Below are 25,805 nucleotides of genomic sequence, written 5' to 3'. Positions count from 1 at the left end.
AGGTAAGGAGTGAGTAAAGCGAAGGCAAGCGCGCGAGGCCTAAGCCGCTACCGCTACCGCCTCACTCCTCGCCCCACCACGCACTCCTGCTCACGTATCCGGCATCACATAGCGCGTCGGCGCCGGGTTGAGGTGACCGCAGGCCTGGCAGGTGCGGTGCTCGCGCGAGGCGTAGAAGCGGTCGAACACCGGCGGGAAGTCGGTCTCGATGTTGCGCAGGGGGAAGTACTCTTCGTAGAGCTTGTGGTTGCAGCGCTCGCAGAACCACAGCAGCCCGTCCTGCTCATCCGGCAGACGACGGCGCTCGATCACCAGCCCGACCGAGTGTTCCATGCGCTGCGGCGAATGCGGCACGCGCGGCGGCAGCAGGAAGATCTCGCCGGCGCCGATCGGGATATCGCGCGGCGCGCCATCCTCCTGGATGCGCAGCACCATCTGCCCCTCGAGCTGGTAGAACCACTCCGGCCCCTCGTCGTAGTGGTAGTCGGTGCGCGCGTTCGGCCCGCCGACCACCATCACGATGAAGTCGCCGGCGTAAATCACCTTGTTGCCGACCGGCGGCCTGAGCAGGTGGCGGTGTTCCTCGATCCAGGCTTGCAGGTTGAGCGGGGCGGGCAGCATGGCGGGCTCCTGGGAACGAGGCGGGGCAGGCTAGGCGTCGCGCTTGCCGGTGGTCGGCATCGCCGCCAGGGCGCGCGCGTAGGCCGGCTGCAGATCGTCGGGCCCGGCCACGTCCATGCCCAGCTCGCGCACGCGGCCGTCGGACAGGCTGTAGCACCAGCCGTGCACGGCCACCTGCTGGCCGCGCGCCCAGGCATCCTGCAGGATCGTGGTGTGGCACACGTTGGCGACCTGTTCGATCACGTTGAGCTCGCACAGGCGCGCGTGGCGCAGGGCCTCGTTCTCCACCCGTTCCAGCCGCGCCGCGTGCTTGCCGGCCACGTCGCCCACATGCCGCAGCCAGTTGTCCACCAGGCCCATCCGCGCCCCGGTCATGCTGGCATGCACGCCACCGCAGCCGTAGTGGCCGACGATCAGGATGTGCTCGACCTTGAGCACATCGACCGAGAACTGCACCGCCGAGAGGCAGTTGAGGTCGCTGTGCACCACCACGTTGGCCACGTTGCGGTGGACGAACACCTCGCCCGGGTCCAGCCCCAGGATCTGGTTGGCGGGCACGCGCGAATCGGAGCAGCCGATCCACAGATAGCGCGGCGACTGCTGCTTGGACAGGCGTTCGAAGAAGCCCGGATCGTCCTTGCGGACCCTGTCGGCCCAGTCCAGGTTGTTGCGCAGCAGGTCTTTGAGATCGCTCATGCCCGCGATTATCGCAGAAGCCCCCGCGAAGACGGTATGGAAGCCCCTGGTCCAGCGCCTGATAGGAACTGGTGAGAACTTAGTGGGAGCTTGGTGGGGGAGCTTGGTGGGAGCCGCCATGGCGGCGATGGGCTTTACCGGTAAAGCTTCATCGCCGCCATGGCGGCTCCCACCTGTAGAGCGGAGCTTGCTCCGCTCCGGGCCTTACCCACGAACCGAACAAAGCGCAGCGGAGTCCCCAAAAGGGGATTTCCACAAGCTCCGCGCTACAGGTAGGCCACTGCGAGATGTGAGGAGACAGTTGCTCTCACCCACAGCAACACAAGGCTACCGCTGGCAGTGCGCGCAGTCGTACAGCCGCCGCCCCGCCAGCTCGCGGCGACGGATCAGCGTGCCGCAGTCCAGGCACGGCTCGCCGGCGCGGTCGAAGACCTTGAAGGCGAAGCCATCGGGCGTATCGGTCAGGTAATCGGCGCGCATGCCTGAGGCCTTGCGGATGCCGCGGCTGCGATAGCTGCGGCGCGGCACGTCCAGCAGCGCCCTGGCCAGCAGCCGGCGCTCGTCCGGGTTCAAGCCCGCCGCATCGCGCGTGGGCGCGATGCCGGCCTCGAACAGCACCTCCGAGCGCAGGTAGTTGCCCATCCCGGCCAGGAAGCCCTGGTCCAGCAGCAGCGCAGCCAGCGACATGCGCATGAAGCGCGGCTCCTGCAGCCGCTGCTCCACCGCCGCCGCGGTCAGGCGCTTGTCCAGCACGTCCGGCCCGAGCTTGGACAGGAAGGGATGGCGGGCCAGGTCCGCGTTCTTCCACAGCGCGATGTCCGAGGCCGAATACAGCAGGATGGCCTTGTCGGCCGTCTCCAGCGCCACGCGCAGGCTGCGGGTGGTCTCCGGCCGCTCGCCGGCCTCGGCGATCCGCCACACCCCGTAGAGCTGGTTGTGCGTGTACAGCGTGGTGCCGTTGTCGAAGCGGGTCAGCATCGCCTTGCCATGCGTCTCGATGGCGGTGATGCGCGCGCCGATCAGCCCGCGCTGCTTGGATTTGAGCGAAGGCGGGTAGAACCACACCTGCTCCAGGGGCTGGTTGCCGACCGCCTCGAACAGGCGATCGGCGGCGCGACGGATCTCGGGACCTTCAGGCATGGGCGGATTCGATCAGGGCAAGGGTCGCGGCCGCGTGCAGGCGCTAGATCGACTGCAGGCGGCCGCCGTCCACGGCCAGGCTGACGCCGGTGATGTAGCCGGCGGCGGGGCTGGCGAGGAAAGCGATGGCCGCGGCGATGTCGGCCGCCTCGCCGATGCGGCGCACGGGCACGCCCTGCGCGATGCCGTCCAGGATCTGCTCGGCGCTCTGGCCGTTGGCCTGCATCCGGTCCTGGACGATGTGGTCCATGCGCGCGGTGCGGGTGAAGCCGGGCAGCACATTGTTGATGGTGATGCCATCGGGCCCCAGCTCGCGCGAGAGCGTCTTGGCCCAGCCGGCGACCGAGGCGCGGATGGTGTTGGACACGCCCAGGTTGGGGATCGGCTCGTACACCGAGGTCGAGACCACGTTGACGATGCGGCCCCAGCCGGCGGCGCGCATGCCGGGCAGCACCGCCTGCACGCGCACATGGTTGGCCAGGGTGTGATGGCGGAAGGCGGTGAGGTAGGCGTCCAGATCCGCGTCGATGGCGCGTCCGCCCGGCGGCCCGCCGCCGTTGTTGATCAGCACGTGCACCGGCTTGCGCGCGGCCAGGCCGACCACATCGGTGGAGAGCATCTCGGTCTTGCCGTCGTCGCCGAACAGCCAGCCATGCGTCTGGCCTTCCTGCACGACGGGCAGCTCGGCCACCAGCTGCTGCAGCATGGCCTGGCGCCTGGCCAGCACGGTGACATCGCAGCCCAGCAGCGCCAGCTCGATCGCGGCGGCCCGGCCGATGCCTTCCGAAGCGCCGCAGACCAGCGCATGGCGGCCGGAAAGGTTCAGGTCCATCGCAATACTCCGATTCGGATCGCGGGGCGTTACTGTGACGCCAAGCGTGTTATGGCGTCGCGTTCTGCCTGGTGGAAGCAACGGCGCTCACATCAAGCCGCAACCTCCTTGTAGAGCGGAGCTTGCTCCGCTGGGGCTTGCCGACGATCCGGCCGAAAGGCAGCGGAGCAAGCTCCGCTCTACGGCTTGCCGACGATCCAGCTGAAAGGCAGCGGAGCAAGCTCCGCTCTACGGCTTGCCGACGATCCGGCCGAAAGGCAGCGGAGCAAGCTCCGCTCTACGGCTTGCCGACGATCCAGCCGAAAGGCAGCGGAGCAAGCTCCGCTCTACAGATGGGCGCCGCCTCGTCAGTCTGCGGTATCGGTCAGGCCCGCATCGCCACGCATCAGCGCGGCAACCTCGCGCGCCGCCGGATCGTCACGCGCGGCCAGATCCTCGATCACCGCCTGCTGATTGGCGCGCGGATGGTTCTGGCTGAGCTTGAACTTCAGCTCGGCCCGCTCGACCACCAGCCGGAAGCCCACGATGCCGGACAGCTGCCGGATCAGGCGCGCATCGTCGTGCTCGAAGCGCCAGTCGCGGCCGACGCTGGCCTCGTAATGCGCGCTGAGCCGGTCGACCAGGTCGGCCAGGGCATCGGTGTCCTCGATGCGTTCGAGCACGCCGTGCAGATGGGCGACGGCGTAGTTCCAGGTCGGCACCCGCGCGGCCTGCGCCTTGTCCGGATACGCCGAAGGCGAGACATAGGCATGCGGGCCGTGGACGATGGCCAGGGCCTTGCCCGTGTGGCGTGCCTGCGGGTTGGGCTTGGCCCAATGGCCTTCCAGCACGATGCGCGCGCCGTCGCGGGCGTAGAGCACCGGCAGATGGCTGACCTCGGGCGTGCCGTCGTCGTGCTGCGTGATCAGGGTGACGAAGGCATCGCGCGCGATCAGCCCATCCAGCCGCGCCAGGTCGGTCTGCGCGAAGGCGCGCGGGGTGTACATGCCGCCCTCGCTCAGGCGTGCCCGCCGCCCAGCCGCTCCACCATCAACGGCTTGAGCGCGGCATCGTCGTCGGCGTGCGGCGGGATGACCTCGTGCAGCGAGAAGCCGCGCAGAAGCGCGTCTTCCTCGTCCAGGCCGTCGTAGGCGACGAATTCGGCGTCGAACAGCGCCCCGCGGGCGCTGTCCTCGCTGTCGTAGGCCAGCGTATTGCCGTCGCTGTCCAGCACCTCGGCGGTGCCGGCCTCCTTGATCCGCAGCCGGGCCCAGATCAGGGTCTGGCCCAGGGTGGCCAGCCACCACTGGACGCGTGTCGTCTCGCTCATTTCACTACCTCGTAGGCCAGCCACAACAGCCCGGCCATGGCCAGGCCGCACACGATCACCAGCGCGGCGATGCGCGCCGGCGTGGCCAGGCCGTTCAGTGCGCCGTCCCGGCGCTGCAAGTAAGTGCCGCGCAGCAGCCAGGCCAGCGCGGCGGGTTTCATGAAGGCGCCCGGGCCCAGTTCCTCGGCCACCTGCGGATGGCGGTCGCGCACGTGGATCAGGGTCAGCGGCCAGAAGATCACGAACGCGCAGAACCCGGCGATCGCCGTGGCCACGAACAGCAGGGCGAAGAACAGGATCACGCCAGCACCAGGCGGGCCAGCGAGGGCAGCGCCACCGAGCACACGGCCAGCACCGTGGCCCACAGCAGCGGCGCACGCAGGCCCTGCATCGCCGCACGCACCTGCGGGTCGGCCTTGGTGGCGCGCACGTCCAGCCCCTGTTCCTGCTTGGCCATCAGCAGCTTCTGCAGGCGCAGGCTGCGGGCGATGCCGACCAGGCCGAAGCCGAAGGCCGCGAACCCGGCGATGAACGTCGCCACCTGCACCACCAGCTGCGCATGCATGGCGCTCAGAACTCCGCGTTGCCCGGTGCGCGCGGGTAGGGGATCGCGTCGCGGATGTTGGACAGGCCGCAGACGTAGACCACCAGGCGCTCGAAGCCCAGGCCGAAGCCGGCATGCGGCACCGTGCCGTAGCGGCGGAAGTCGCGGTACCAGCCGTAGTGCGACGGATCCAGGCCGAACTGCGCCATGCGCGCGTCCAGCACGTCCAGGCGCTCCTCGCGCTGGCTGCCGCCGATGATCTCGCCGATGCCCGGCGCCAGCACGTCCATCGCCGCGACGGTCCGGCCGTCGTCGTTCAGGCGCATGTAGAAGGCCTTGATGTGCTCGGGGTAGTTGGTCACCACCACCGGGCGGCCGACGTGTTCCTCGGTCAGCCAGCGCTCGTGCTCGGTCTGCAGGTCCAGGCCCCATTCGACCGGGAAGTCGAACTTCTTGCCGGACTTGCGCAGCAGCTCGATGGCATCGGTGTAGTCGATGCGTTCGAACGGCGCGTTGATGAACGCCTCCAGCTTGCTGATCGCGGTCTTGTCCACGCGCTCGGCGATGAAGCTCAGATCGTCCATGCGCTCGTCGAGCACGGCCTTGAACAGGTATTTCAGGAACTCCTCGGCCAGGCGCGCGTCCTCGGCCAGGTCGGCGAAGGCGATCTCCGGCTCGATCATCCAGAACTCGGCCAGGTGCCGGGTGGTGTTGGAGTTCTCGGCGCGGAAGGTCGGGCCGAAGGTGTAGACCTTGCTCAGGGCCAGGCAGTAGGCCTCGACGTTGAGCTGGCCCGACACGGTCAGGAAGGTCTCCTTGCCGAAGAAGTCGCGGCCGAAGTCCACCTCGCCGGCGGCGTTGCGCGGCAGGTTGGCCAGGTCCAGCGTGGAGACGCGGAACATCTGCCCGGCGCCCTCGGCGTCGGAGGTGGTGATGATCGGCGTGGAGATCCAGTTGAAGCCGTTCTCGTGGAAGAAGCGGTGCACCGCCTGGGCCAGGCAGTTGCGGATGCGGGTGATCGCGCCGAACAGGTTGGTGCGCGGGCGCAGGTGCGCGACCTCGCGCAGGAACTCCAGCGAGTGCGCCTTGGGCTGGATCGGATAGGTCTCCGGATCTTCGACCCAGCCGACCACCTGGACCGATTCGGCCTGGATCTCGAAGCGCTGACCCTGGCCCTGAGAGGCGACCAGGGTGCCGGTGGCGATTACCGCGCAGCCGGCGGTCAGGTGCTTCACCTCGGACTCGTAGTTGGGCAGGGTGTTGGGCGCCACGACCTGAATGGGGGCGAAGCACGAACCGTCGCTGACGTTGACGAAGGACAGGCCGGCCTTGGAGTCGCGCCGCGTGCGCACCCAACCGCGTACCGTCACCTCGCCGCCGGCCGGGAGCTTGCCCGCCAGCGCATGTTCGACGCTCACCACCGTCATGTCTTGAATCCCGGCCCGTTCGGCTCGATCTGAATGAACGCGCAAGTCTACCGGTTGGCGCACGCGGCGGGCACGCTCCGTTCGCTCCGTGGGGCCGTCGGCGGCGCACCCACACCTTATAATTCCCGTCCGCAGCATCGCAGGCATCGTCATGGCCATCACTCTCACGCCGCTCGCCCACCAGCGCGTCCAGCGCTTCGTCCAGTCCACGCCCGGCGCGCTGGGCCTGCGCTTCGGCGTGACCCGCACCGGCTGCTCGGGCTGGGGCCATGTGACCGACCTGGCCCGCGAGCAGCGCGAAGACGACACCGTGTTCGAGCAGGACGGCGTGCGCATCTATGTCGATGCCGACAGCCTGCCGCTGGTGGACGGCACCCGGATCGACTTCGGCAAGCGCGGGCTGGGCGAGGAGTTCCTGTTCGCCAACCCCAATGCGACGGCCGAATGCGGCTGCGGCGAGAGCTTCACCACCGACGCCAACGCGGCCTAAGGCTCAGGGAGCGCCAGGCGGGGCAGGGGGCAAGCGCGTCGCTGACGCTGCCTGCACAGCCCTGGCGCCGGCTCCGGGTTACGGGCCGGTAGCCGCCAGAATCGCGCCCAATCCGCGCGCGATTGCACGCAACCCCTTGACCTGACATAATTTCCTGCTCCCTGCCGGCCACCAGGCCGTCAGGGCTCTTGCTCCACCGCATCGGCGGGGGGCTGTCCGGCCGGCGGCATCGCGCCTTCGGCCATCATCCGAAAGGGAACGACAATGCGTTTTTACGAAATCGTGTTCCTGGTCCACCCGGACCAGAGCGAGCAGGTGCCGGCCATGGTCGAGCGCTACAAGGGCATCATCGAGAACGGCAACGGCAAGATCGTGCGTCTGGAAGACTGGGGCCGCCGCCAGCTGGCCTATCCGATCCAGAACCTGGTCAAGGCCCACTACGTGCTGATGAACGTCGAAGTCGACCAGGCCACCCTGGCCGAGCTGACCGAGACCTTCCGCTTCAATGACGCCATCCTGCGTCACCTGATCATGAAGCGCGACGGCGACGTGGCCGACACCGAGATGTCGATCATCATGAAGAGCAAGGACGAGAAGAGCGACAAGCCCGAGCGCGGCGAGCGCCGCCGTCGCGACGATGAAGGCGACACCGCCAAGTCCGACGACGATTCCGACTCCGCCGAAGCCGCCTAAGGAACCCTGACCATGTCCAAGTTCTTCCGTCGCCGCAAGTTCTGCAAGTTCACGGCCGAAGGTGTCAAGGAGATCGACTACAAGGATCTCAACACCCTGCGCCAGTACCTGACCGAGACCGGCAAGATCGTCCCCAGCCGCGTCACCGGCACCAAGGCGCGCTACCAGCGCCAGCTGCAGACGGCCGTCAAGCGCGCCCGTTTCCTGGCCCTGATCCCGTACACCGACAACCACGACGTCTGAGTGCGGAAGTGAGTGGCGGCTAGCGCCGCAGGGAGTGCGTAGTGAGCAAGGCCTCGGCTGTCGCTCGCTCCTCACTCCTCTCCACTCACTCCTGCTTCAACGACACCCGTCCTATTCGGACAGCAACCGTTGCGGCGCTCCTGCGCCGCTAACGAATAACGGAGCAAAGAAATGGATCTGATCCTCCTGCAGAAAGTGACCAACCTGGGCGTCCTGGGCGACAAGGTCAGCGTCAAGCCGGGCTATGGCCGCAACTACCTGGTGCCGCAGGGCAAGGCCGTGCCGGCGACCGCCGCCAACGTGGCCGAGTTCGAGGCCAAGCGCGCCGAGTACGAAGCCAAGGCCAAGGCCATCCACGACGAGGCCTCCGGCCGCGCCGGCAAGTTCGAAGGCGCCAGCGTCACCGTCAAGGCCAACGCCTCGACCGAAGGCAAGCTGTTCGGTTCGGTCGGCCCGCGCGACATCGCCGAGGCCTTCACCGCCGCCGGCCTGCCGCTGGAGAAGAGCGAAGTGGTCATGGGCGAAGGCCCGCTGCGCAACATCGGCGAGTACGACGTGCTGCTGAAGCTGCACGCCGACGTGGAAACCACCGTCAAGGTGGTGGTCGAAGCCGAAGCCTGATCCTTCAGGCAACGCGGTTCGATACGACGGGCGCCGCGAGGCGCCCGTTTTCGTTGGGGTCTTCTTTGCAAGGTTGGTTGATCGCGACGTGCGTGCTTGGGACTTCGGAAGGGCAGCGGTCCGGCCCCCCAACGACCAACGCAATCCTGGTTCGGGAAAGATCGACCACACCGCTTGCACCAGTGGCGCTTGGGTGCTGTGGCTTCGGTCGGAGCAACTGTCTCCTCAAATCTTAGCGGCCTGTCTGTAGAGCGGAGCTTGCTCCGCTGCTTTTCGGCCGGATCATGGGAAAGCCCCAGCGGAGTCCCCAAAAGGGGATTGCCACAAGCTCCGCTCTACAGGTGGGAGCCGCCATGGCGGCGATGCGGCTCTACCGGCAACGCCGGCGCCGCGATGAAGCTTTGCCGGGAAAGCCCCGTCGCCGTCATGGCGGCTCCCACGGTCATGGGGCCAGACAAGCAATGTTGCCGCCAGCATCTTCAGCATTTCAGGCGGGGCCGAGGCCCAGCGGCCGATGGATCGTGACTTCTGTCGAATCGAAGGCTTGAATCTCAACGTTGCCCACCCGAAGTCAGGACGCCGACACGCGTGGATTCGATAGAGAGCCATCTCGACCTGCACGGCGCGCTCGCAGCCGCTGAGACGCGCAGCGCACATCTTCTCCACCACTTGTCCACAGGCTTATGCATACCGGTCGAGCGGCCGGCTGACTAACATGGGCGCGCGCGTTGGCGCGTTCGCCCTTCGAGACCTCACACCCATGGCTGCACCCCGTCGCGATCGCGAATTCCGCAACGATCCCACCGATACGCGCATCGAACAGCTGCGCATGCCCCCGCACTCGATCGAGGCCGAGCAGGCCGTCCTGGGCGGGCTGATGCTGGTACCCGATGCCTACGACCGGGTCAACGACAAGCTCACCCCGAACGACTTCTACCGCCGCGACCACCAGCTGATCTACCGCGCCATCAGCGAGCTGGCCGAGCGCAGCCGCCCGTTCGACGCGGTGACCCTGGGCGAATGGTTCGAAGGGCAGGGCCAGTCGGACCTGATCGCCGGCGGCGCCTACCTGATCGAGCTGGCCAGCTCCACGCCCTCGGCCGCCAACATCACCGCCTACGCCGAGATCGTGCGCGACAAGGCGGTGATGCGTCAGCTGATCGACGTCGGCACCGAGATCGTCAACAACGGCTTCCAGCCCGAAGGCCGCGAGAGCGCCGAGCTGCTGGCCGCGGCCGAGCAGAAGGTGTTCGCCATCGCCGAGGCCGGCGCGCGCGGGCGCAGCGACTTCGTGGCCATGCCCAACGCGTTGAAGGACGCGTTCTCGGTGCTGCAGGACCGCTACAACAACGGCGGCACCATCACCGGCCTGCCCACCGGCTATACCGAGTTCGACGGCATGACCGCCGGCCTGCAGCCGACCGACCTGATCATCCTGGCCGCGCGTCCGGCCATGGGCAAGACCACCTTCGCGCTGAACATCGCCGAGTACGCGGCGATCAAGTCGAAGAAGGCCGTGGCCGTGTTCTCGATGGAAATGTCCTCGGCGCAGCTGGCCCTGCGCCTGATCTCCTCCAACGGGCGCATCAACGCCCAGCGCCTGCGCAACGGCCAGCTGGAGGACGAGGACTGGAGCCGCGTCACCGCCGCCATCCGCATGCTCAAGGAGACCAAGATCTTCATCGACGACACCCCGGGCCTGTCGCCCGAGGTGCTGCGCTCCAAGTGCCGCCGCCTCAAGCGCGAGCACGAGCTGGGCCTGATCGTGATCGACTACCTGCAGCTGATGAGCGTGCCGGGCAACAGCGAGAACCGCGCCACCGAGATCTCCGAGATCAGCCGCTCGCTCAAGGGCCTGGCCAAGGAACTCAACGTGCCGGTGATCGCCCTGTCCCAGCTCAACCGCTCGCTGGAAACGCGCACCGACAAGCGCCCGGTGATGGCCGACCTGCGCGAATCCGGCGCCATCGAGCAGGACGCGGACATGATCGTGTTCATCTACCGCGACGACTACTACAACAAGGAAAACTCGCCGGACAAGGGCCTGGCCGAGATCATCATCGGCAAGCACCGCGGCGGCCCGACCGGTTCGTGCAAGCTGAAGTTCTTCGGCGAGTACACCCGCTTCGACAATCTGGCGCACGACTCGGTGGGCAGCTTCGAATAAGCCCGTCGGCGCGCGGCTTCACCGCCCCGCGCCGGCCGGGCGTGCACCATCGCGGGCGTCTCCTTCCGCCCCAAGGCCCGCATGCCCGCCGCACTGGTCTGGTTCCGCAACGATCTGCGCCTGGCCGACAATCCGGCCCTGCACATGGCGCTGGAGGCCGGCTTCGATCCGATTCCGGTCTACATCCACGCCCCGCACGAGGAAGGCCGCTGGGCGCCCGGCGCGGCGTCCAACGCCTGGCGCCACCACTCGCTCGAGGCGCTGAGCGCCGATCTGCATGCACGCGGCTCGCGCCTGGTCGTGCGTCAGGGCGACAGCAGCCGCGTGCTGGAGGCGCTGATCGCGCAGAGCGGGGCACAGGCGCTGTTCTGGAACCGCAAGTACGAGCCGACCACCCAGGCGCGCGATGCCACGATCAAGCAGGCGCTGAAGGACCAGGGCTTCGATGCGCGCAGCTGCAACGCCGCGCTGCTGGCCGAGCCCTGGGACGTGACCACCAAGAGCGGCGGGCCGTACAAGGTGTTCACGCCTTACTACCGCAGCGTGCTGGCCGCGCTGCGGCAGCGTGTGCTGCAGGACGCGCCACGCACGCTGCCGTCGGTGCCCGCGCGCATCGGCAGCGAAGGCGTCGACGCGCTCGGCCTCAAGCCGCGGCTGGGCTGGGATGCGGGCTTCTGGGCGCAGCACCAGCCCGGCGAAGCCGGCGCGCACGAGGCGCTGGAGGTCTTCGTCGACGGTGCGCTGTCGGGCTATCTGGACCAGCGCGACCTGCCGGACCGGACCGGCACCTCGCAGCTGTCGCCGCATCTGCACTTCGGCGAGATCGCACCCTGGCGGGTGATCGCGCGGCTGGAGCAGGTGCGCAGCGCCAAACTGGAGCGCGACATCGATGGGTTCATCCGCCAGCTGGTGTGGCGCGAGTTCGCCTATCACCTGATGCACCACTTCCCGCACACGATCGAGGACAACCTCAACCCGCGCTTCGACGGCTTCCAGTGGGCCAGGGCCGATGCCAACCGGATGCAGGCCTGGCAACGCGGTCGCACCGGCGTGCCCATCGTCGATGCGGGCATGCGCCAGCTGTGGCACACCGGCGTGATGCACAACCGCGTGCGCCTGCTCGTGGCCAGCTATCTGACCAAGCACCTGCGCGTGCACTGGCTGGAAGGGGCGCGCTGGTTCTGGGACACGCTGGTCGATGCGGACCTGGCCAACAACACACTGGGCTGGCAGTGGGTGGCCGGCACCGGTGCCGACGCCTCGCCATACTTCCGCATCTTCAATCCGCGTGACCCAGGCGCAGAAGTTTGATCCGAAGGCGCACTACATCACCCGCTGGGTGCCCGAACTCGAAGCGCTGCCGCTGCAGGCGCGCTTCGCGCCATGGGAGTCTCCCGACCTGCTCGAGCGCCTGGCGCCCGAGTATCCGCGCCGGCCCCTGGTGGATCTGTCCGAAGGGCGCGAGGCCGCGCTGGCCGCGTACGCGGCGACGCGTTGAACCTGACAGGAATTTCGCGCCGCTGAACCTCTCCAGGCTCGGCACGGCGCGATTCATCGGCATTTGTCGCCGTGGGCGTTAGCGTGCGCACACCGCAACACACCCGGATCCACCCCCGGAAAGGTTCTCTCACCATGAACACCTCCAAGCTGCTCTCGCGCACCCTGCTGTGCGGCGTCCTCTCCGCGACCATGCTGGCCGGCTGCGCCACCTACACCGGCCAGACCAGCGACCCGAACGATCCCAACCGCACCCGCAACAACGCGCTGATCGGCGCCGGCATCGGCGCGGGCGGTGGGCCTGCTCAGCGGCCACGATGCGACCTCGCGTCGTCAGCATGCGCTGATCGGCGCCGGTGTCGGCGGCCTCACCGGCGGCGCGATCGGCGTCTACCAGGATCGCCAGGAGGCGCAGCTGCGTCGCCAGACCGCCGGCACCGGCATCGACGTCAGCCGCGACGGCGATGTCATCAAGCTCAATCTGCCGGATGGGGTGACCTTCGACTTCGGCAAGTCCGCGCTCAAGCCGCAGTTCTATCCGGCGCTCAACAACGTCGCGGCCACGCTGAAGGAGTTCAACCAGACCATCGTGGAAGTCAGCGGCCACACCGACAGCGTGGGCAGCGATGCGGTCAACCAGACCCTGTCCGAGGCGCGCGCCAACGCGGTCGCCGACTACCTGATTGGCCAGGGCCTGATGCGTCAGCGCTTCGAGGTGATCGGCATGGGCAAGCGCTATCCCATCGCCAGCAACGACACCGAGGCCGGCCGCGCGCAGAACCGCCGCGTCGAGATCCGCGTGCTGCCGGTCGAGCAGGGCGGCTGACCGACTGCAAGTTCCACACGTCGCACGACACAACGGGCCGCATCGCGGCCCGTTGCTTTTGTGACAGCGCGCCCGCGATGGTCTCCCGCGACACCGCGTGCCGTGGAAAGCTGCGTGTGATCAGGTCGATGTTGCGGCGCGTCATAATGCACGGCCTTCCGCATCCGCCAGGCATTCCCCATGGCCCCTGCGCCCACGCCCGGCACCGCGCCGGCCGCGCCCGTTTCCCGCCGCGTCTATGTGCTGGTCCTCTTCGCCCTGTCGATGGGCGGTTTCGCGATCGGCGTGGGCGAGTTCGCCTCGATGGGGCTGATGCCCCATATCGCCCGCGGGCTGTCGATCAGCGAGCCACAGGTCGGCCATCTGATCAGCGCCTACGCGCTGGGCGTGGTCGTGGGCGCGCCGGTGCTGGCGATCCTAGGCGCGCGCCTGCCGCGGCGCACGCTGCTGCTGCTCCTGATGGGGTTCTATGCGCTGGGCAACCTGGCCAGCGCGCTGGCGCCGAACTACGGCGTGGGGCTGGTGTTCCGCTTCATCGCCGGGCTGCCGCACGGCGCCTATTTCGGCGTGGCCGCGCTGGTGGCCGCTTCGATGAGCCCGCCCGACCGCCGCGCCGCTGCGGTCAGCCGGGTGATGCTCGGCCTGACGGTGGCGATGCTGATCGGCAATCCGCTGGCGACCTGGCTGGGCCAGGTACTGAGCTGGCGCTATGCCTACGGGCTGGTCGGGGCGCTCGCGCTGCTGACCGTGGCGCTGGTGGCCGCCTTCCTCAAGCCGAACCCGAACGAGCCGCGCCAGGATCCGCTGCGCGAACTGCGCGACTTCCACCGCCCGCAGGTCTGGTACGCGCTGGCCATCGGCGCGATCGGCTTCGCCGGCATGTTCTGCGTGTTCTCCTACCTGGCGCCGACGCTGCTCGAGGTCACCCGCCTGGACGAGCGCTGGGTGCCGGCGGCGATGGTAGCCTTCGGCGTCGGCGGCATCCTGGGCAACGTGGGCGGCGGCTGGCTGTTCGACCGACTGCAGTTCCGCGCCACGCCGGTGGTGCTGACTTGGTCGACGCTGGTGCTGCTGGCGTTTCCCGCCAGCGCCCATTCGGTGTGGACGCTGCTGCCGGCGGTGATCGCGGTCGGCACCATGGTCAGCCTGGCGCCGGTGCTGCAGACCCGGCTGATGGACGTGGCTTCCAGCGCGCAGACCCTGGCGGCCGCGTCCAACCACGCCGCCTTCAACGTGGCCAACGCGCTGGGGCCGTGGCTCGGCGGACTGGCGATCAGCGCGGGGCTGGGCTGGACGGTCACCGGCTATGTCGGCGCGGCCACCGCCGCGGCGGGCCTGGCGCTCTACGGTCTGGCGCGCCGCGCCGAGCGGCGCGAGGCGGGCGAGGGCGCGGCCGAAGCGGCAGGCTGAGTCGGGTCGGGCGAGTGGCGCGCGCCTTGCGCGTCACCTAGGCTGGCGGCTCCGACCGGCTTTCGCGCGCCTTGGTGCTGCGCTGCGGGATGCAATCCAATGCGCGGTATGCGAAATTTCAATCGATCTAAATCGGTTGAACACGGCCAAATGGCGATTCAGTCCCACCTCCCGCGCGCCCCTGCCGCGTCGTGCGCGCCAGCGCTGGCTCCCGCGCGCATGGCCGCATCGCAAGCCCGTCTCTTCCCGCTCTCTTCTGCGAATTCCCAGCATGCCGCATGACGCTGCGCTCGGCCGCCCGGCCTCTCTAGTCTGCTTCGGCGAAGTGCTGATCGACCTGCTGGCCCAACCGCCGGTCGAAGGCCAGGCCCGCGCCTTCGAGCAATACGCCGGCGGCGCGCCGGCCAATGTCGCGGTGGCCGCCGCGCGCCTGGGCGCGGACAGCCAGTTCGTGGGGATGCTGGGGCAAGACATGTTCGGCGACTTCCTGCATGAGGCGCTGGCCGGCTTCGGCGTCGGCGTCGGCCACACCGTGCGCACGGCGCAGGCCAAGACCGCGCTGGCGTTCGTGGCCCTGGACGAGGCGGGCGAGCGCAGCTTCAGCTTCTATCGTCCGCCGGCGGCCGACCTGCTGTTCCGGGCCGAGCATTTCGACGCCGACTGTCTGGCGCGCGCCCATGTCTTCCATTTCTGCTCCAACAGCCTGACCGATGAGGATTGCGCGCAGGCCACCTTCACCGGCGCGCAGCGCGCCGGCCAGGCCGGCGCGGTGGTGAGCTTCGACCTCAACCTGCGCCCGGCGCTGTGGCCGGAGGGCGTCGATCCGACGCCCACGCTGTGGCAAGGCCTGGCGCTGGCGCAGGTCGTCAAGCTCTCGCGCGAGGAGCTGCAGTTCCTCGCCGGCCAGGATGCGCAGGCCGAGGCCGGCGTCATCGCCCGCCTGCTGGCCGAGCGCACCGAACTGCTGGTGATCACCGACGGGCCCGGCGAGGTGGTGTGGACCACACGCCAGGCGCAAGGACAGGTGTCGGGCTTCGCCGTGCAGGTGCGCGACACCACCGCCGCGGGCGATGCCTTCGTCGGCGGGCTGCTGGTCCGGCTGGTCGAACTGGGTGGGGCGGGCGCGGGCTTCACCGCGTTCTGCGCCGACCCGGCCCGCGTGGAAGAAGCCGTGCGCTTCGGCACCGCCACCGGCGCGCTGGCGGTCACGCGCAAGGGCGCGTTCGCGGCCATGCCGACCCGTGCCGAAGTCCTGTCTCTGCTGTGATCAATCCGATGGACGCTGCCCCGATGCCCAACTTCCGCTCCACCGACTTCCTGCGCGAGCACATCGCGCAGACGATGGCCTTCTATCACCCGCGCGCCATCGATCCGGCCGGCGGCTTCTTCCAGTACTTCAAAGACGACGGCACCGTCTACGACGCCGGCCATCGTCACCTGGTCAGCAGCACGCGCTTCGTCTTCAACTACGCCATGGCCTGGCGCGAGTTCGAGCGTCCCGAATACCGCGAGGCGATGCTGCACGGCCTGCGCTACCTGCGCCAGGTGCACCGCAACCCGGCCAACGGCGGCTATGTCTGGACCCTGCGCGACGGCGTGCCGGAGGACACCACCAACCACTGCTACGGCGTGGCCTTCGTGCTGCTGGCCTACGCCTGCGGGCTTAAGGCCGGGGTGGAAGAGGCGCGCGGCTGGATGGACGAGACCTGGAACCTGCTCGAGCAGCGCTTCTGGGAAGCCGGCCCCGGCCTGTACCGCGACGAGGCCGACGCCGACTGGAACTTCAGCACCTACCGCGGCCAGAACGCCAACATGCACATGTGCGAGGCCATGCTCGCGGCCTGGCAGGCCAGCGGCGAGCGCCGCTACCTGGACCGCGCCTTGCTGCTGGCCGACCACATGACCCGCCGGCAGGCGGCCAAGGCCGGCGGCCTGGTGTGGGAGCATTACGACACCGACTGGAACGTGGACTGGGAGTACAACAAGGACAATCCCAAGCACCTGTTCCGCCCCTGGGGCTTCCAGCCCGGCCACCAGACCGAATGGGCCAAGCTGCTGCTGATCCTGGACCGCGAGCTGGATGGCGGCATCGACTGGCTGGTACCGACCGCGCGCCACCTGTTCGACACCGCCGTGGCGCGCAGCTGGGACGATAAGCGCGGTGGGCTGTATTACGGATTCGCACCGCTGGTGACGCCGCTGCCCGCCGACAGCGGCGACATCGCGCAGCAGCCCACCCAGGTCTGCGACGACGACAAGTACTTCTGGGTGCAGGCCGAAAGCCTGGCCGCCGCCGCTTTGATCGCCCTGCGCACCGGCGATGCCAGCTATTGGGACTGGTACGACCGGCTGTGGCAGTTCTCGTGGGCGCACATGATCGACCACACCTACGGCGCCTGGTACCGCATCCTGGATGCGGACAACCGTAAGTACAGCGACGAGAAGAGCCCCGCCGGCAAGACCGACTACCACACCATGGGCGCCTGCTACGAAGTGATGGATCAGCTGCGCGCCCACGGCGCAGGTTAGTCAGCGGCTGGATCGCTTCCTAGCGGTCGCGGAAGCCGGTCGGACGCCAGTCGCCGCCCGGGACGACGGCCGGCGCACCTTGCGGCGCCAGAATGAGGACCAGGCTGCGGCGGACATGCGGCGCGGCCTGCAGATGCGGGCCCGCGGTCTCGATGTAGGTCCGCCCCGCGGCGAGCAGCCGTCGATCGGTCGGCGTTTCAATGCGATGGCCCGGAAACGAAGAAGGCCGCCCTCGCAGGCGGCCCGACTCGTTGAATCCCTTCAAGTGTTTGGTGGAGGTGGGGGGAATTGAACCCCCGTCCGAAGGCACTCCATGCCCGGTACTACATGCTTAGCTCACCGTTGGATCTCGCCCCGGAGCAGCACGGCGTGCGAAGCGCACCCCAGGACCAGCCTGTTTTGGTTAAGCGATGACTGACAGGCAGCCGTCAACGCCGGTTCCGTGATAATGACCCTACACCTACGAGCACGGGCACAAGTAGGTTCGGGGGTTCGCCTTAGGCGGCTGTAGAACTACAACTCAACGCTGCTTTTAGGCGGCGAGAGCGAAGTCCGAACCGTAGTTGTCGTCGTTGGCAACTATGATTTTGCCGCTGGATTTACGAGGAAAGCTGCCCCCTCGGCATGCACCAGACAATTTCGCAACCCCCGTCGAAGCCAGTGCACCCCCGGTTCGAACTGGGTCGGAAGATCGTTCCGATGCAACTAGTGTAGGGGCGCAGGACACCGGTCACAAGGCGTGCGACGCGGCCCGGTTAGCCTGCAGTGGCCTGACCGCACCGGCTAAGGGCCGGCGTTGGCACGGATATCCATTGCCAGGAGATGCGCATGGCCAGCAAGCCACCGGCCCGCGGGGCCACCCCGTCCAAGTCCAGGTCCCCCGGGCGCAAGGCCGGCGGCACGCCCAAGGCCACGGCCGCGCCGGAGACCCCGCTGGCGCGCAGCGGCTACATGGCCGGCGCCCAGGGCAAGGCGATGACCGTGGTCTACATCCACGGCATCGGCAACAAGCCGCCGGCCGAGGTGCTGCGCTGCCAGTGGGACCAGGCGCTGTTCGGCCGGGCCATGGGCGAACGCACGCGCATGGCCTACTGGGTGGACCGCAAGCGCTATCCGGTGCCCGAGGCCGGCACCTGCAGCGATCGCGACGAGGGCCCGACCATCAGCCAGGCCGAGCAGCGTGTGCTGTCCGCCTTCGGCCTGCCGCCGGCAGGGGGCGACCTGCATGCGCTGGTCGATGCGCTGGCGCAGACCCCGCAGCAGCGCGCCCAGCTGGAAGCGGTGCTGGATCAGGTCCAGGACGGTGCGGCGCTCGAGGCGGCCGCCGGCCCCGGCGCGCGCGGCCTGTGGTCGGGTCTGAACGAGATCCTGCTGCGGCTGGTCTCGGCCGCGCTGCTGCAGGATGTGCACGATTTCTTCTTCGTCCCGGCGCGGCGCGCGGCGATGGAGGACAGCCTGCGCGAGCGGCTGATGTCCGGCGGCGGGCCGTTCGTGGTGTTGGCCCACAGCCAGGGCTCGATGATCGCCTACGAGGTGCTGCGCAAGCTCAAGGCCAGCCAGTGCGATGTCGCGCTGCTGCTGACGATCGGCTCGCCGCTGGGGCTGCCGGCGGTGCGCAGCATGTTCAAGCAGGACATCAAGCAGAAGAAGCTGCCGTTCCCGCCGTGCGTGCGCGCCTGGTTCAACGTCGCCGACCGCCGCGATCCGGTCGCGCTGGATGCCGACCTGTCCGACGACATCGCAGGCGCCGACGGCCGCTTCAGCAACTACGCCGCGCCGGGCATCAACCCGGACGGACCGCGCAATCCGCATTCGGGCTCGGGCTATCTGTCCATCGCGCAGGTGCGCAGCCGGGTCCGCGACGTGGTCGGGGCCGGCTTCGACCAGCCGGTGACCAGCACGGTGGTGCTCAAGGACCTCTCCGACCGGATGGAGGCGATGGGCGGGACGACGCGGCACGAGGTGCTGATCGAGCTGGACCAGCTGCCCTCCGGACTGCGCCCGGCCGAGGTCAAGGCGGACCTGGTGGCGCGGATCCGTGCGCTTGCCGCGCCGCAGACCGGGCTGTCGGGACAGGCGCTGGATGAGGCGATCGTGCTGGAGGACACGCTGGACCGCTTCGTGTCGGCGCAGCTGACGCGCTTCGAGATCGAATCGCTGCGCAACGATTTCAAGGCGCTGAGCTTCAAGCGGCTGTGGCGCGACGCGGGCAAGCGCGCCCTGCTGGACCGCTCGCGCAGCGTGATCCAGGCCGACGCCGCGCAGAGCGCCTATCACGCGCTGGGGCAGGGCATCGGCTGGGCGGTGCTGGACACCGGCATCGCCGCCGGCCATCCGCACTTCTACCAGGCCGGCAAGCGCGACCTGGTGCCGGCGCAGTGGGACTGCACGGTGCGTGGCGCGCCGAAGCTGCTGCGACGCACCGACGGGCGCGCCTTCACCCACATGGACCGCAGCGGCCACGGCACGCACGTGGCCGGCATCATCGCCGGGCAGTGCAGCGCGCCGTATCCCGGGCAGGACGGTGGGGCGAAGGTCGTGTTTACCGCGATCGCGCCGCAGGCCCAGCTGTACGGTTTCAAGGTGCTCGACGATGAAGGCCGCGGGCGCGACTCCTGGATCATCAAGGCGATCCAGCAGGTCGCCAGGATCAACGACGAGGCCGGGCAGCTGGTGATCCACGGCGTCAACCTGAGCCTGGGCGGCTGGTTCGATGCCGAAAGCTATGGCTGCGGCTTCACCCCGCTGTGCAACGAGCTGCGCCGGCTGTGGCGGCAGGGCGTGGTGGTGGTGCTGGCGGCGGGCAACGAGGGCCTGGCCTGGCTGGTCCAGCAGGACGGCGTGCCGCTGGCGGCCAACATGGACATGACCATCGGCGATCCGGCCAACCTGCAGGAAGCCATCGCGGTGGGATCGGTGCACAAGACCAACCCGCACAGCTATGGCGTGTCCTACTTCTCCTCCAAAGGCCCGACGGCCGACGGGCGCTGCAAGCCGGACGTGGTGGCGCCGGGCGAGAAGATCATCTCGGCGCATTACGACTACCGCCTGCGCGAGCCGTCCACCTGGATGCTGGAAATGAGCGGCACCAGCATGGCCGCCCCGCACGTGTCCGGGCTGGTGGCCGGCTTCCTGTCGGTGCGGCGCGAGTTCATCGGCGCGCCCGACCGGATCAAGGCGCTGCTGATGGCGCACTGCACCGACATCGGCCGCGATCGCTACATGCAGGGCTGCGGTGTGCCCAATCTGGTCAAGATGCTGGCCGCGACCTAGCGGGCGTGCCGAATGCGGCCTTGCCAGAGGCCAGCCGAGGCACCGCGACCGCTAGAGGACCCGCGGCGCGCTCAGGCGTCGCGGTTGTGCCGGCGCATCACGCGCTGCTTGTCGCGCGCCCACTCGCGGTCCTTCTCCGAGGCGCGCTTGTCGTGGGTCTGCTTGCCCTTGGCCAGCGCCAGCTCCAGCTTGACCTTGTTGCCCTTCCAGTACATCGCGGTGGGGATCAGGGTGTAGCCGTCGCGCTCGACCTTGCCGATCAGCGAGTCGATCTCGCGCCGGTGCAGCAGCAGCTTGCGGGTGCGGCGGTCGTCGGCCACCACGTGGGTGGAGGCCTGGATCAGCGGGGTGAACTGCGCGCCGAACAGGAACAGCTCGCCCTGGCGCACCACCGCGTAGCTCTCGCCGATGTTGGCGCGGCCGGCGCGGATCGACTTCAGCTCCCAGCCCTGCAGGGACAATCCGGCCTCCATGCGCTGCTCGAGGTGGTACTCGTGGCGCGCGCGCTTGTTCAGCGCGATGGTGCCCGTGCTGTTTGCTTTATCCTTGTCCGACTTCTTTGCCATCCGTCCATTGTCGCCGATGGAGCCGGTCGGGGCGAGTCCGCCCTGTTTCCCCGCTCACTCGCACCTCACACACGATGCCCACCATCCGCCGCAGCGCCCTGGTCGAACACCCGGCCGAGTACATGTTCGATCTGGTCAACGACGTCCGCGCGTATCCGCGCCGCTTCAGCTGGTGCGACAGGGCCGAGGTGATTTCCGCCGACGAGGCGCACATGGTGGCGCGGCTGGACCTGGGCCTGGGCGCGCTGCGCACCTGGTTCACCACCGAGAACACGCTCGAGCGCCCGCGGCGCATCGACATGCAGCTCAAGGACGGCCCGTTCCGCAAGCTGCACGGGCTGTGGGAGTTCCAGGCGCTGGGCGAGGGCACCAGCAAGGTCAGCCTGACGCTGGACTTCGAGCCGTCCAGCCGGCTGCTGGGGCCGGCGTTCACGCTGGGCTTCCAGACGCTGGCCGACCGCATGGTCGACGATTTCGTGCGCACCGCCGACCGCGGCGACTAAAGGCGATGAAGGTCGAGGTGGTGCTGGCCTGGCCGCGGCATTACCGCGCCGCGACGCTGGAACTGCCCGAGGGCGCCAGCGTAGCCGATGCGCTGCGCCAGGCGCGGCTGGAAGGTCAGGATCAAGCCACGGGCGTGGCGGTGTTCGGCGTGCAGGCCACGCCGCAGACGCTATTGCACGAGGGCGATCGGGTGGAGCTGCTGCGTCCGCTGCAGGTCGATCCGAAGGATGCCCGCCGTCGCCGCGCGGCGACGCCGTAAGGCGTCGCGCTCAGGCGCGGATCAGCCGCCGCCGCCTTTCTTCTTCTTGTCCTTGGCCAGGTTGGGGCCGAACTGGCGGATGCTGTTGCGGGCCAGTTCCTCGTCCTGGTTGGGGAAGTAGTCGCCTTCCCACTTGCTGACCGCATCGCCATTGAAGAACACGGTGAAGTTCTTCATCTGGGTGTGGCCCAGGCGGTCGGTGCGCTCGGTGGCGGTGTAGTCCCAGCGCTGGGCATGGAACGGGTCGGCCACCGACGGGGTGCCCAGCAGGGCGAGCACCTGCTGCTTGCTCTGGCCGACGGCGAGCTTGTCCACGTCCTGCTGACGCAGCAGGTTGCCCTGGTAGATCGGCTGCTTGTAGATGATGCCGCAACCGGAAGTGGCCAGGCCAAGGGCGGCGATAAGCAGGAATTTGCGCATGAAGGGGGGACGGGTCTGCAAAGGTCGGGAACAAGCCCGCCGATGATACACTGCGCCGCATCGCCGCGACCCAACCGCAAGGCAGCTGGCGTTAAACCGCCAATGAATGGGAGCCCCCCGATGGAATCGCTCGATCTGCGCAAGGTCGGTTTGAAGGTCACGCATCCGCGCCTGCGCATCCTGGCGCTGCTGGAAGAAGCCAAGCCCCGGCACATGACCGCCGAAGACATCTACCGCGCGCTGATGGGCGTGGGCGATGAGATCGGCCTGGCCACGGTCTACCGCGTGCTGACCCAGTTCGAGGCCGCCGGCCTGGTGCTGAAGCACAACTTCGAGGGCGGCCAGGCCGTCTACGAGCTGGACCGCGGCGAACACCACGACCATATGGTCGACATCGACACCGGCAAGGTCATCGAGTTCTCCAGCGACGAGATCGAGGCGCTGCAGGAGAAGATCGCCGCCGAGCACGGCTACGAGATCGAGGAACACTCGCTGGTGCTGTACGTGCGCAAGAAGCGCAAGTAAGCCGCCTTGCTGGATGTGGGGGAAAGGCCGGGAAATCCCGGCCTTTTTTCCGCCGCCCTGTTCATTGAAGGGCGCGGAGCGTGAGCGTCTTGGCTTCGGAGGGAAAGCGGTCCGGCGGGCCGTTTCCCGCACATCGTGTGGGAGGCTTCGGGCCGGAGGAAGTCGTGATCCACGCGCCGTGGAAGCAGTTGTCTCTTCCGATCACCTGGCGGCTTACCTGTAGAGCGGAGCTCGCTCCGCTGCTCTCCGTTCGGTTCGCGGGGAAGGCCCCAGCGGAGCAAGCTCCGCTCTACAGGGGCGGCGTCACGCGCGGTGGGTGCTTTCCCATCCAGCAGGACTGGGCGGCGTCAGTCCACCGCTTCGAGCAGCTTGCCGGCGGCGGCGCGGGCCTCGGCGCTGACCTGGACGCCGCCGAGCATGCGGGCGAGCTCTTCGCGGCGGGCGGCGGCGTCGAGCGATTCGACCGAGGACTGGGTCATGCCGTCCACCGGCGCCTTGCTGACGCGGTAGTGGGCGTGGCCCTGAGCGGCGACCTGCGGCTGGTGGGTCACGCACAGCACCTGGCGCGCGCGGCCCAGGTCGCGCAGTTTCTTGCCGACGATGTCGGCCACCGCGCCACCGATGCCGGAGTCGACCTCGTCGAACACCATGGTCGGCACCGCGTCCGAGCCCAGCGCGGCCACCTCGATGGCCAGCGAGATGCGCGAAAGCTCACCGCCGGAGGCCACCTTGCGCAGCGGCCGCGGCGGCTGGCCGGCGTTGGCCGCCACCAGCAGTTCGACCCGCTCGGCGCCTTGGGCGTCGGGGCGTTCGGCGTCGATGGGTTCGAGCTGGACCTCCAGCTTGCCGCCACCCATGCCCAGCTCGCCGATCAGGGCGGTGGTCTGCTTGGCCAGGCTGGTGGCGGCCTTGGTGCGGACCTTGGTCAAGGCCGCAGCGGCGGCCTTCCAAGCCTGGCGGGCGGCCTCGATCTCCGTGTTCAGGCCGGCCAGGCGCTCGCCGGCGCCGCGCAGGCCGTCCAGCTCCTGTTCGATGCGGGTGGCGACCTCGTCCAGCTGTTCGGGTGCGACGCGGTGCTTGCGCGCCAAGTCGTGCAGCCGGCCCAGGCGGCGCTCGGCGCGCTCGAACTGGGCCGGATCCACGTCCAGGTCGTCGCGGACCTGGTTGAGCAGGGCCAGGGCCTCCTGCAGCTGGATCTGGGCGCTGTCGAGCAGGCTGTCGACCTCACCCAGGCGCGGCTCGTGGCTGAGCACGCGCGCCAGCTCGGCGCGGGTCTGCAGCAGCAGCCGGCTGGCCGAGGGGCCTTCGTCGCCGGACAGGCGGGTCAGCCCGTCCTCGCAGGCCTGGATCAGGCTGGAGGCGTGGGCCTGGCGGCGATGTTGCTGGGACAGGGCCTCGATGGCGTCGGGGCTGAGGTCCTCGGCGCGCAGTTCGTCGAGCTGGTGCTGCAGATAGTTGAGCCGGTCGGAGACATCGCCCTGCGCGGTCAGGCGCTCGCGCTCGGCCAGCAGCGTCGACCACGCGGCCGCGGCCTGGCGCACCTTGGCCAGCTGCGGCGCGCTGCCGGCGAAGGCGTCCAGCAGGTCCAGCTGACGCGGCTTGGACAGCAGCGCCTGGTGCTCGTGCTGGCCGTGGATCTCCACCAGCAGGCCGGCCAGTTCGGCCAGCTGCGAGACCGGCACGGCGCGGCCGTTGATCCAGGCGCGCGAGCCGCCGTCGGCGCGCAGCACGCGGCGCAGCTGGCAGGCGCCGGCCTCGTCCAGGGCGTGCTCGGCCAGCCAGGCCAGGGCAGGGGCGGCCGGCGCGAGCTCGAACTCGGCCGACAGCTCGGCGCGCTGGGCGCCGTGGCGCACCACGCCGGCATCGGCGCGCGCGCCGGACAGAAAGCCCAGCGCGTCGACCAGCAGCGACTTGCCGGCGCCGGTCTCGCCGGAGATCACCGTCATGCCGGGGCCGAATTCCAGGTCCGTGGCGCGCACCACGGCGAAGTCCTTGATGGTCAGGTGTCGGAGCATAGTGGCCGGCATTGTAGGGGCAGGCGGCGCAGCGGTTGAGACAGGCGCGGCCCGGTTGCAAGGGCGGCGGCGGGACGCTATCTAAAGCGTCATGAAGCCCTCAAGTCCGGACCTCGATGCGCGCTCGCGGCAGCTGCTGCGCACCCTGATCGCCCGCTACATCCAGGATGGCGAGCCGGTCGGCTCGCGCACGCTGGCCCAGCACGCCGGCCTGGACGTCAGCCCGGCGACGATCCGCAACATCCTGGCCGACCTGGAGGACGCCGGGCTGCTGGCCTCGCCGCATACCTCGGCCGGGCGCATTCCCACCCCGCAGGGCTACCGGGTGTTCGTCGACAGCCTGGTGCAGATGCAGCCGCTGGCCGAGCGCGAGGTCGCGCGCCTGCGCGCCGAGCTGCCGGCCGGCACCGGGACCCAGGCGCTGCTGGGCAACGCCTCCGAGCTGCTGTCGGCCATGACCCGCTTCGTCGGCGTGGTCGGCGCGCCGCGGCGCGAGCAGTTCGCCTTCCGCCACATCGATTTCGTGCCGCTGGACGGGCGCCGGGTGCTGGCGATCGTGGTGTTCGCCGACAGCGAGGTGCAGAACCGGGTGATCGAGCCGCGCCGCAGCTTCGACCCCTCCGAGCTGGAGCGCGCGGCCAACTACCTCAACCACCATTTCGCCGGCCGCCCGATCGCCGACATCCGCGCCACGCTGCTGCGCGAACTGCGCGCGGCGCGCTCGGAGATGGAAGGCCTGCTGGCCCACGCGGTCGAGCTGGCCGACCACGCGCTGACCCCTTCGGACGATGACATGGTGCTGGCCGGGCAGACTCGGCTGATGGGGGTGCAGGACCTGTCCGATCTGGACCGGCTGCGCGAGCTGTTCGAGGCCTTCGCCCGCAAACGCGAGATCCTGCAGCTGCTGGAGCGCACCATGAACGCGCCGGGCGTGCGCATCTTCATCGGCGAGGAAACCGGCCTGGCGCCGCTGGACGGGATGTCGCTGGTCGCCGCGCCGTATCGGGCCCAGGCCAGCGGCCAGGTGCTGGGCGTGCTGGGCGTGATCGGGCCCTCGCGCATGGCCTACCAGACCGTGATTCCGGTGGTGCAGGCGGCGGCCGACGCGCTCGGCGCGGCAATGCTGCGTCCCGGCGATGACTTGAATCCGTCCGCGCCGACCCCATAGGTGGGGCTTGCGGCGGACATCCGACCGCCA

General features: G+C 69.0%; 26 protein-coding genes, 1 other RNA gene and 2 pseudogenes. 15 read left to right on the top strand and 14 right to left on the bottom strand.

Annotated elements, in window-relative coordinates; all coding sequences use genetic code 11:
- Positions 1–90: 90 nt before the first annotated feature.
- The 9 genes from QE438_RS05795 to asnS all read right to left on the bottom strand — a co-directional run bounded on the left by QE438_RS05795 (position 91) and on the right by asnS (position 6,569).
- Complete coding sequence (locus tag QE438_RS05795) at positions 91–621, bottom strand: 3-hydroxyanthranilate 3,4-dioxygenase (protein WP_130518177.1); 531 nt, start codon at positions 619–621, stop codon at positions 91–93.
- A gap of 30 nt (positions 622–651) precedes the next feature.
- On the bottom strand, positions 652–1,317 hold the full coding sequence (can, locus tag QE438_RS05790) for a carbonate dehydratase (RefSeq protein ID WP_130518179.1): 666 nt from the start codon (positions 1,315–1,317) through the stop codon (positions 652–654).
- A gap of 327 nt (positions 1,318–1,644) precedes the next feature.
- On the bottom strand, positions 1,645–2,457 hold the full coding sequence (gene nei, locus QE438_RS05785) for an endonuclease VIII (protein WP_306991860.1): 813 nt from the start codon (positions 2,455–2,457) through the stop codon (positions 1,645–1,647).
- Positions 2,458–2,500: 43 nt separating this feature from the next.
- Positions 2,501–3,289: an SDR family oxidoreductase gene (locus tag QE438_RS05780; RefSeq protein ID WP_306991862.1), complete on the bottom strand. Its 789-nt coding sequence runs from the start codon at positions 3,287–3,289 to the stop codon at positions 2,501–2,503.
- A 347-nt stretch (positions 3,290–3,636) separates the two neighbouring features.
- Entirely contained in the window at positions 3,637–4,275 is a 639-nt protein-coding gene (locus tag QE438_RS05775) for an FMN-binding negative transcriptional regulator (RefSeq protein ID WP_307183997.1), read from the bottom strand.
- A gap of 11 nt (positions 4,276–4,286) precedes the next feature.
- The gene (locus tag QE438_RS05770; protein ID WP_306991864.1) at positions 4,287–4,598 is read right to left on the bottom strand and encodes a hypothetical protein; all 312 of its coding nucleotides are present in this window, start codon (positions 4,596–4,598) and stop codon (positions 4,287–4,289) included.
- Positions 4,595–4,900, bottom strand: a complete 306-nt coding sequence (locus tag QE438_RS05765; protein ID WP_130518189.1) for a hypothetical protein — start codon at positions 4,898–4,900, stop codon at positions 4,595–4,597. The genes QE438_RS05770 and QE438_RS05765 overlap by 4 nt, the downstream gene beginning before the upstream one ends.
- Entirely contained in the window at positions 4,897–5,163 is a 267-nt protein-coding gene (locus QE438_RS05760; protein WP_130518191.1) for a hypothetical protein, read from the bottom strand. The genes QE438_RS05765 and QE438_RS05760 overlap by 4 nt, the downstream gene beginning before the upstream one ends.
- Before the next feature lie 5 nt (positions 5,164–5,168).
- The gene (gene asnS / locus QE438_RS05755) at positions 5,169–6,569 is read right to left on the bottom strand and encodes an asparagine--tRNA ligase (RefSeq protein ID WP_306991866.1); all 1,401 of its coding nucleotides are present in this window, start codon (positions 6,567–6,569) and stop codon (positions 5,169–5,171) included.
- Between the two features lie 151 nt (positions 6,570–6,720).
- On the opposite strand from asnS, the gene QE438_RS05750 reads away from it, so the two are divergent.
- The 10 genes and pseudogenes from QE438_RS05750 to QE438_RS05705 all read left to right on the top strand — a co-directional run bounded on the left by QE438_RS05750 (position 6,721) and on the right by QE438_RS05705 (position 17,045).
- Positions 6,721–7,059, top strand: coding sequence for an iron-sulfur cluster assembly accessory protein (locus QE438_RS05750; protein ID WP_130518194.1), 339 nt, complete (start codon positions 6,721–6,723; stop codon positions 7,057–7,059).
- A 264-nt stretch (positions 7,060–7,323) separates the two neighbouring features.
- Positions 7,324–7,752, top strand: a complete 429-nt coding sequence (gene rpsF / locus QE438_RS05745; protein ID WP_130522648.1) for a 30S ribosomal protein S6 — start codon at positions 7,324–7,326, stop codon at positions 7,750–7,752.
- Between the two features lie 12 nt (positions 7,753–7,764).
- Positions 7,765–7,995 (top strand): 30S ribosomal protein S18, encoded by a 231-nt coding sequence (rpsR, locus tag QE438_RS05740; protein WP_093137332.1) that lies wholly within the window; start codon positions 7,765–7,767, stop codon positions 7,993–7,995.
- A gap of 171 nt (positions 7,996–8,166) precedes the next feature.
- Positions 8,167–8,616, top strand: a complete 450-nt coding sequence (gene rplI, locus QE438_RS05735) for a 50S ribosomal protein L9 (protein ID WP_130518196.1) — start codon at positions 8,167–8,169, stop codon at positions 8,614–8,616.
- A 760-nt stretch (positions 8,617–9,376) separates the two neighbouring features.
- Positions 9,377–10,783 (top strand): replicative DNA helicase, encoded by a 1,407-nt coding sequence (locus tag QE438_RS05730; RefSeq protein WP_165394507.1) that lies wholly within the window; start codon positions 9,377–9,379, stop codon positions 10,781–10,783.
- Positions 10,784–10,864: 81 nt separating this feature from the next.
- A pseudogene (locus QE438_RS05725) lies at positions 10,865–12,281 on the top strand (deoxyribodipyrimidine photo-lyase).
- A 191-nt stretch (positions 12,282–12,472) separates the two neighbouring features.
- Positions 12,473–13,106, top strand: a pseudogene (locus QE438_RS05720) (OmpA family protein).
- Between the two features lie 180 nt (positions 13,107–13,286).
- The gene (locus tag QE438_RS05715; protein WP_306991875.1) at positions 13,287–14,516 is read left to right on the top strand and encodes an MFS transporter; all 1,230 of its coding nucleotides are present in this window, start codon (positions 13,287–13,289) and stop codon (positions 14,514–14,516) included.
- Positions 14,517–14,787: 271 nt separating this feature from the next.
- Complete coding sequence (locus QE438_RS05710; protein ID WP_306991877.1) at positions 14,788–15,783, top strand: carbohydrate kinase; 996 nt, start codon at positions 14,788–14,790, stop codon at positions 15,781–15,783.
- Positions 15,783–17,045, top strand: a complete 1,263-nt coding sequence (locus QE438_RS05705; RefSeq protein ID WP_306996121.1) for an AGE family epimerase/isomerase — start codon at positions 15,783–15,785, stop codon at positions 17,043–17,045. Before QE438_RS05710 ends, QE438_RS05705 begins: the two co-directional genes overlap by 1 nt.
- Before the next feature lie 19 nt (positions 17,046–17,064).
- Here QE438_RS05705 and QE438_RS05700 read toward each other — a convergent pair whose 3' ends face one another.
- Both QE438_RS05700 and ssrA read right to left on the bottom strand, forming a co-directional pair.
- Positions 17,065–17,310, bottom strand: coding sequence for a hypothetical protein (locus tag QE438_RS05700; protein ID WP_306991879.1), 246 nt, complete (start codon positions 17,308–17,310; stop codon positions 17,065–17,067).
- A gap of 5 nt (positions 17,311–17,315) precedes the next feature.
- Positions 17,316–17,715: a transfer-messenger RNA gene (gene ssrA / locus QE438_RS05695) on the bottom strand.
- A gap of 281 nt (positions 17,716–17,996) precedes the next feature.
- Here ssrA and QE438_RS05690 point away from each other — a divergent pair.
- Positions 17,997–20,318, top strand: coding sequence for a S8 family peptidase (locus QE438_RS05690; RefSeq protein WP_306996123.1), 2,322 nt, complete (start codon positions 17,997–17,999; stop codon positions 20,316–20,318).
- Positions 20,319–20,389: 71 nt separating this feature from the next.
- On the opposite strand, the gene smpB is transcribed toward QE438_RS05690, so the two are convergent.
- The gene (gene smpB / locus QE438_RS05685; protein WP_130518223.1) at positions 20,390–20,884 is read right to left on the bottom strand and encodes an SsrA-binding protein SmpB; all 495 of its coding nucleotides are present in this window, start codon (positions 20,882–20,884) and stop codon (positions 20,390–20,392) included.
- Between the two features lie 74 nt (positions 20,885–20,958).
- Here smpB and QE438_RS05680 point away from each other — a divergent pair, with 74 nt between their 5' ends.
- Positions 20,959–21,387 carry a type II toxin-antitoxin system RatA family toxin gene (locus tag QE438_RS05680; protein WP_130518224.1) on the top strand — a complete coding sequence of 143 codons (429 nt, stop codon included), beginning with the start codon at positions 20,959–20,961 and terminating at the stop codon, positions 21,385–21,387.
- 5 nt (positions 21,388–21,392) lie between these two features.
- On the top strand, positions 21,393–21,647 hold the full coding sequence (locus tag QE438_RS05675; protein WP_130518226.1) for an RnfH family protein: 255 nt from the start codon (positions 21,393–21,395) through the stop codon (positions 21,645–21,647).
- A gap of 21 nt (positions 21,648–21,668) precedes the next feature.
- On the opposite strand, the gene bamE is transcribed toward QE438_RS05675, so the two are convergent.
- A complete protein-coding gene (bamE, locus tag QE438_RS05670; RefSeq protein WP_131658859.1) occupies positions 21,669–22,067 on the bottom strand; it encodes an outer membrane protein assembly factor BamE in 399 nt (132 codons plus the stop codon).
- 120 nt (positions 22,068–22,187) lie between these two features.
- Between bamE and fur the strand changes: the two genes are divergently transcribed.
- Positions 22,188–22,592, top strand: coding sequence for a ferric iron uptake transcriptional regulator (gene fur, locus QE438_RS05665; protein ID WP_130522640.1), 405 nt, complete (start codon positions 22,188–22,190; stop codon positions 22,590–22,592).
- A gap of 347 nt (positions 22,593–22,939) precedes the next feature.
- On the opposite strand, the gene recN is transcribed toward fur, so the two are convergent.
- Positions 22,940–24,607 (bottom strand): DNA repair protein RecN, encoded by a 1,668-nt coding sequence (gene recN, locus QE438_RS05660; RefSeq protein ID WP_306991883.1) that lies wholly within the window; start codon positions 24,605–24,607, stop codon positions 22,940–22,942.
- Positions 24,608–24,698: 91 nt separating this feature from the next.
- On the opposite strand from recN, the gene hrcA reads away from it, so the two are divergent.
- A complete protein-coding gene (hrcA, locus tag QE438_RS05655; protein ID WP_130531546.1) occupies positions 24,699–25,775 on the top strand; it encodes a heat-inducible transcriptional repressor HrcA in 1,077 nt (358 codons plus the stop codon).
- Positions 25,776–25,805: the final 30 nt, after the last annotated feature.

Source organism: Pseudoxanthomonas sp. SORGH_AS_0997, from assembly GCF_031453535.1.
Taxonomy (GTDB): Bacteria; Pseudomonadota; Gammaproteobacteria; order Xanthomonadales; family Xanthomonadaceae; genus Pseudoxanthomonas_A; species Pseudoxanthomonas_A winnipegensis.
Note: the sequence above shows the minus strand (reverse complement) of the source record. Positions and strands in the feature narration are given on the sequence as shown.

Bases quoted from the DNA above. Each gene is read 5' to 3' on its own strand.
- rplI (WP_130518196.1), top strand. From the start codon at position 8,167: ATGGATCTGATCCTCCTGCAGAAAGTGACCAACCTGGGCGTCCTGGGC.
- asnS (WP_306991866.1), bottom strand. From the start codon at position 6,569: ATGACGGTGGTGAGCGTCGAACATGCGCTGGCGGGCAAGCTCCCGGCC.
- QE438_RS05770 (WP_306991864.1), bottom strand. From the start codon at position 4,598: ATGAGCGAGACGACACGCGTCCAGTGGTGGCTGGCCACCCTGGGCCAG.
- rpsR (WP_093137332.1), top strand. From the start codon at position 7,765: ATGTCCAAGTTCTTCCGTCGCCGCAAGTTCTGCAAGTTCACGGCCGAA.
- smpB (WP_130518223.1), bottom strand. From the start codon at position 20,884: ATGGCAAAGAAGTCGGACAAGGATAAAGCAAACAGCACGGGCACCATC.
- QE438_RS05690 (WP_306996123.1), top strand. From the start codon at position 17,997: ATGGCCGGCGCCCAGGGCAAGGCGATGACCGTGGTCTACATCCACGGC.
- QE438_RS05775 (WP_307183997.1), bottom strand. From the start codon at position 4,275: ATGTACACCCCGCGCGCCTTCGCGCAGACCGACCTGGCGCGGCTGGAT.
- bamE (WP_131658859.1), bottom strand. From the start codon at position 22,067: ATGCGCAAATTCCTGCTTATCGCCGCCCTTGGCCTGGCCACTTCCGGT.
- QE438_RS05680 (WP_130518224.1), top strand. From the start codon at position 20,959: ATGCCCACCATCCGCCGCAGCGCCCTGGTCGAACACCCGGCCGAGTAC.
- rpsF (WP_130522648.1), top strand. From the start codon at position 7,324: ATGCGTTTTTACGAAATCGTGTTCCTGGTCCACCCGGACCAGAGCGAG.
- QE438_RS05715 (WP_306991875.1), top strand. From the start codon at position 13,287: ATGGCCCCTGCGCCCACGCCCGGCACCGCGCCGGCCGCGCCCGTTTCC.
- QE438_RS05675 (WP_130518226.1), top strand. From the start codon at position 21,393: ATGAAGGTCGAGGTGGTGCTGGCCTGGCCGCGGCATTACCGCGCCGCG.
- hrcA (WP_130531546.1), top strand. From the start codon at position 24,699: ATGAAGCCCTCAAGTCCGGACCTCGATGCGCGCTCGCGGCAGCTGCTG.
- recN (WP_306991883.1), bottom strand. From the start codon at position 24,607: ATGCTCCGACACCTGACCATCAAGGACTTCGCCGTGGTGCGCGCCACG.
- QE438_RS05760 (WP_130518191.1), bottom strand. From the start codon at position 5,163: ATGCATGCGCAGCTGGTGGTGCAGGTGGCGACGTTCATCGCCGGGTTC.
- fur (WP_130522640.1), top strand. From the start codon at position 22,188: ATGGAATCGCTCGATCTGCGCAAGGTCGGTTTGAAGGTCACGCATCCG.
- QE438_RS05795 (WP_130518177.1), bottom strand. From the start codon at position 621: ATGCTGCCCGCCCCGCTCAACCTGCAAGCCTGGATCGAGGAACACCGC.
- nei (WP_306991860.1), bottom strand. From the start codon at position 2,457: ATGCCTGAAGGTCCCGAGATCCGTCGCGCCGCCGATCGCCTGTTCGAG.
- can (WP_130518179.1), bottom strand. From the start codon at position 1,317: ATGAGCGATCTCAAAGACCTGCTGCGCAACAACCTGGACTGGGCCGAC.
- QE438_RS05780 (WP_306991862.1), bottom strand. From the start codon at position 3,289: ATGGACCTGAACCTTTCCGGCCGCCATGCGCTGGTCTGCGGCGCTTCG.
- QE438_RS05730 (WP_165394507.1), top strand. From the start codon at position 9,377: ATGGCTGCACCCCGTCGCGATCGCGAATTCCGCAACGATCCCACCGAT.
- QE438_RS05750 (WP_130518194.1), top strand. From the start codon at position 6,721: ATGGCCATCACTCTCACGCCGCTCGCCCACCAGCGCGTCCAGCGCTTC.
- QE438_RS05710 (WP_306991877.1), top strand. From the start codon at position 14,788: ATGCCGCATGACGCTGCGCTCGGCCGCCCGGCCTCTCTAGTCTGCTTC.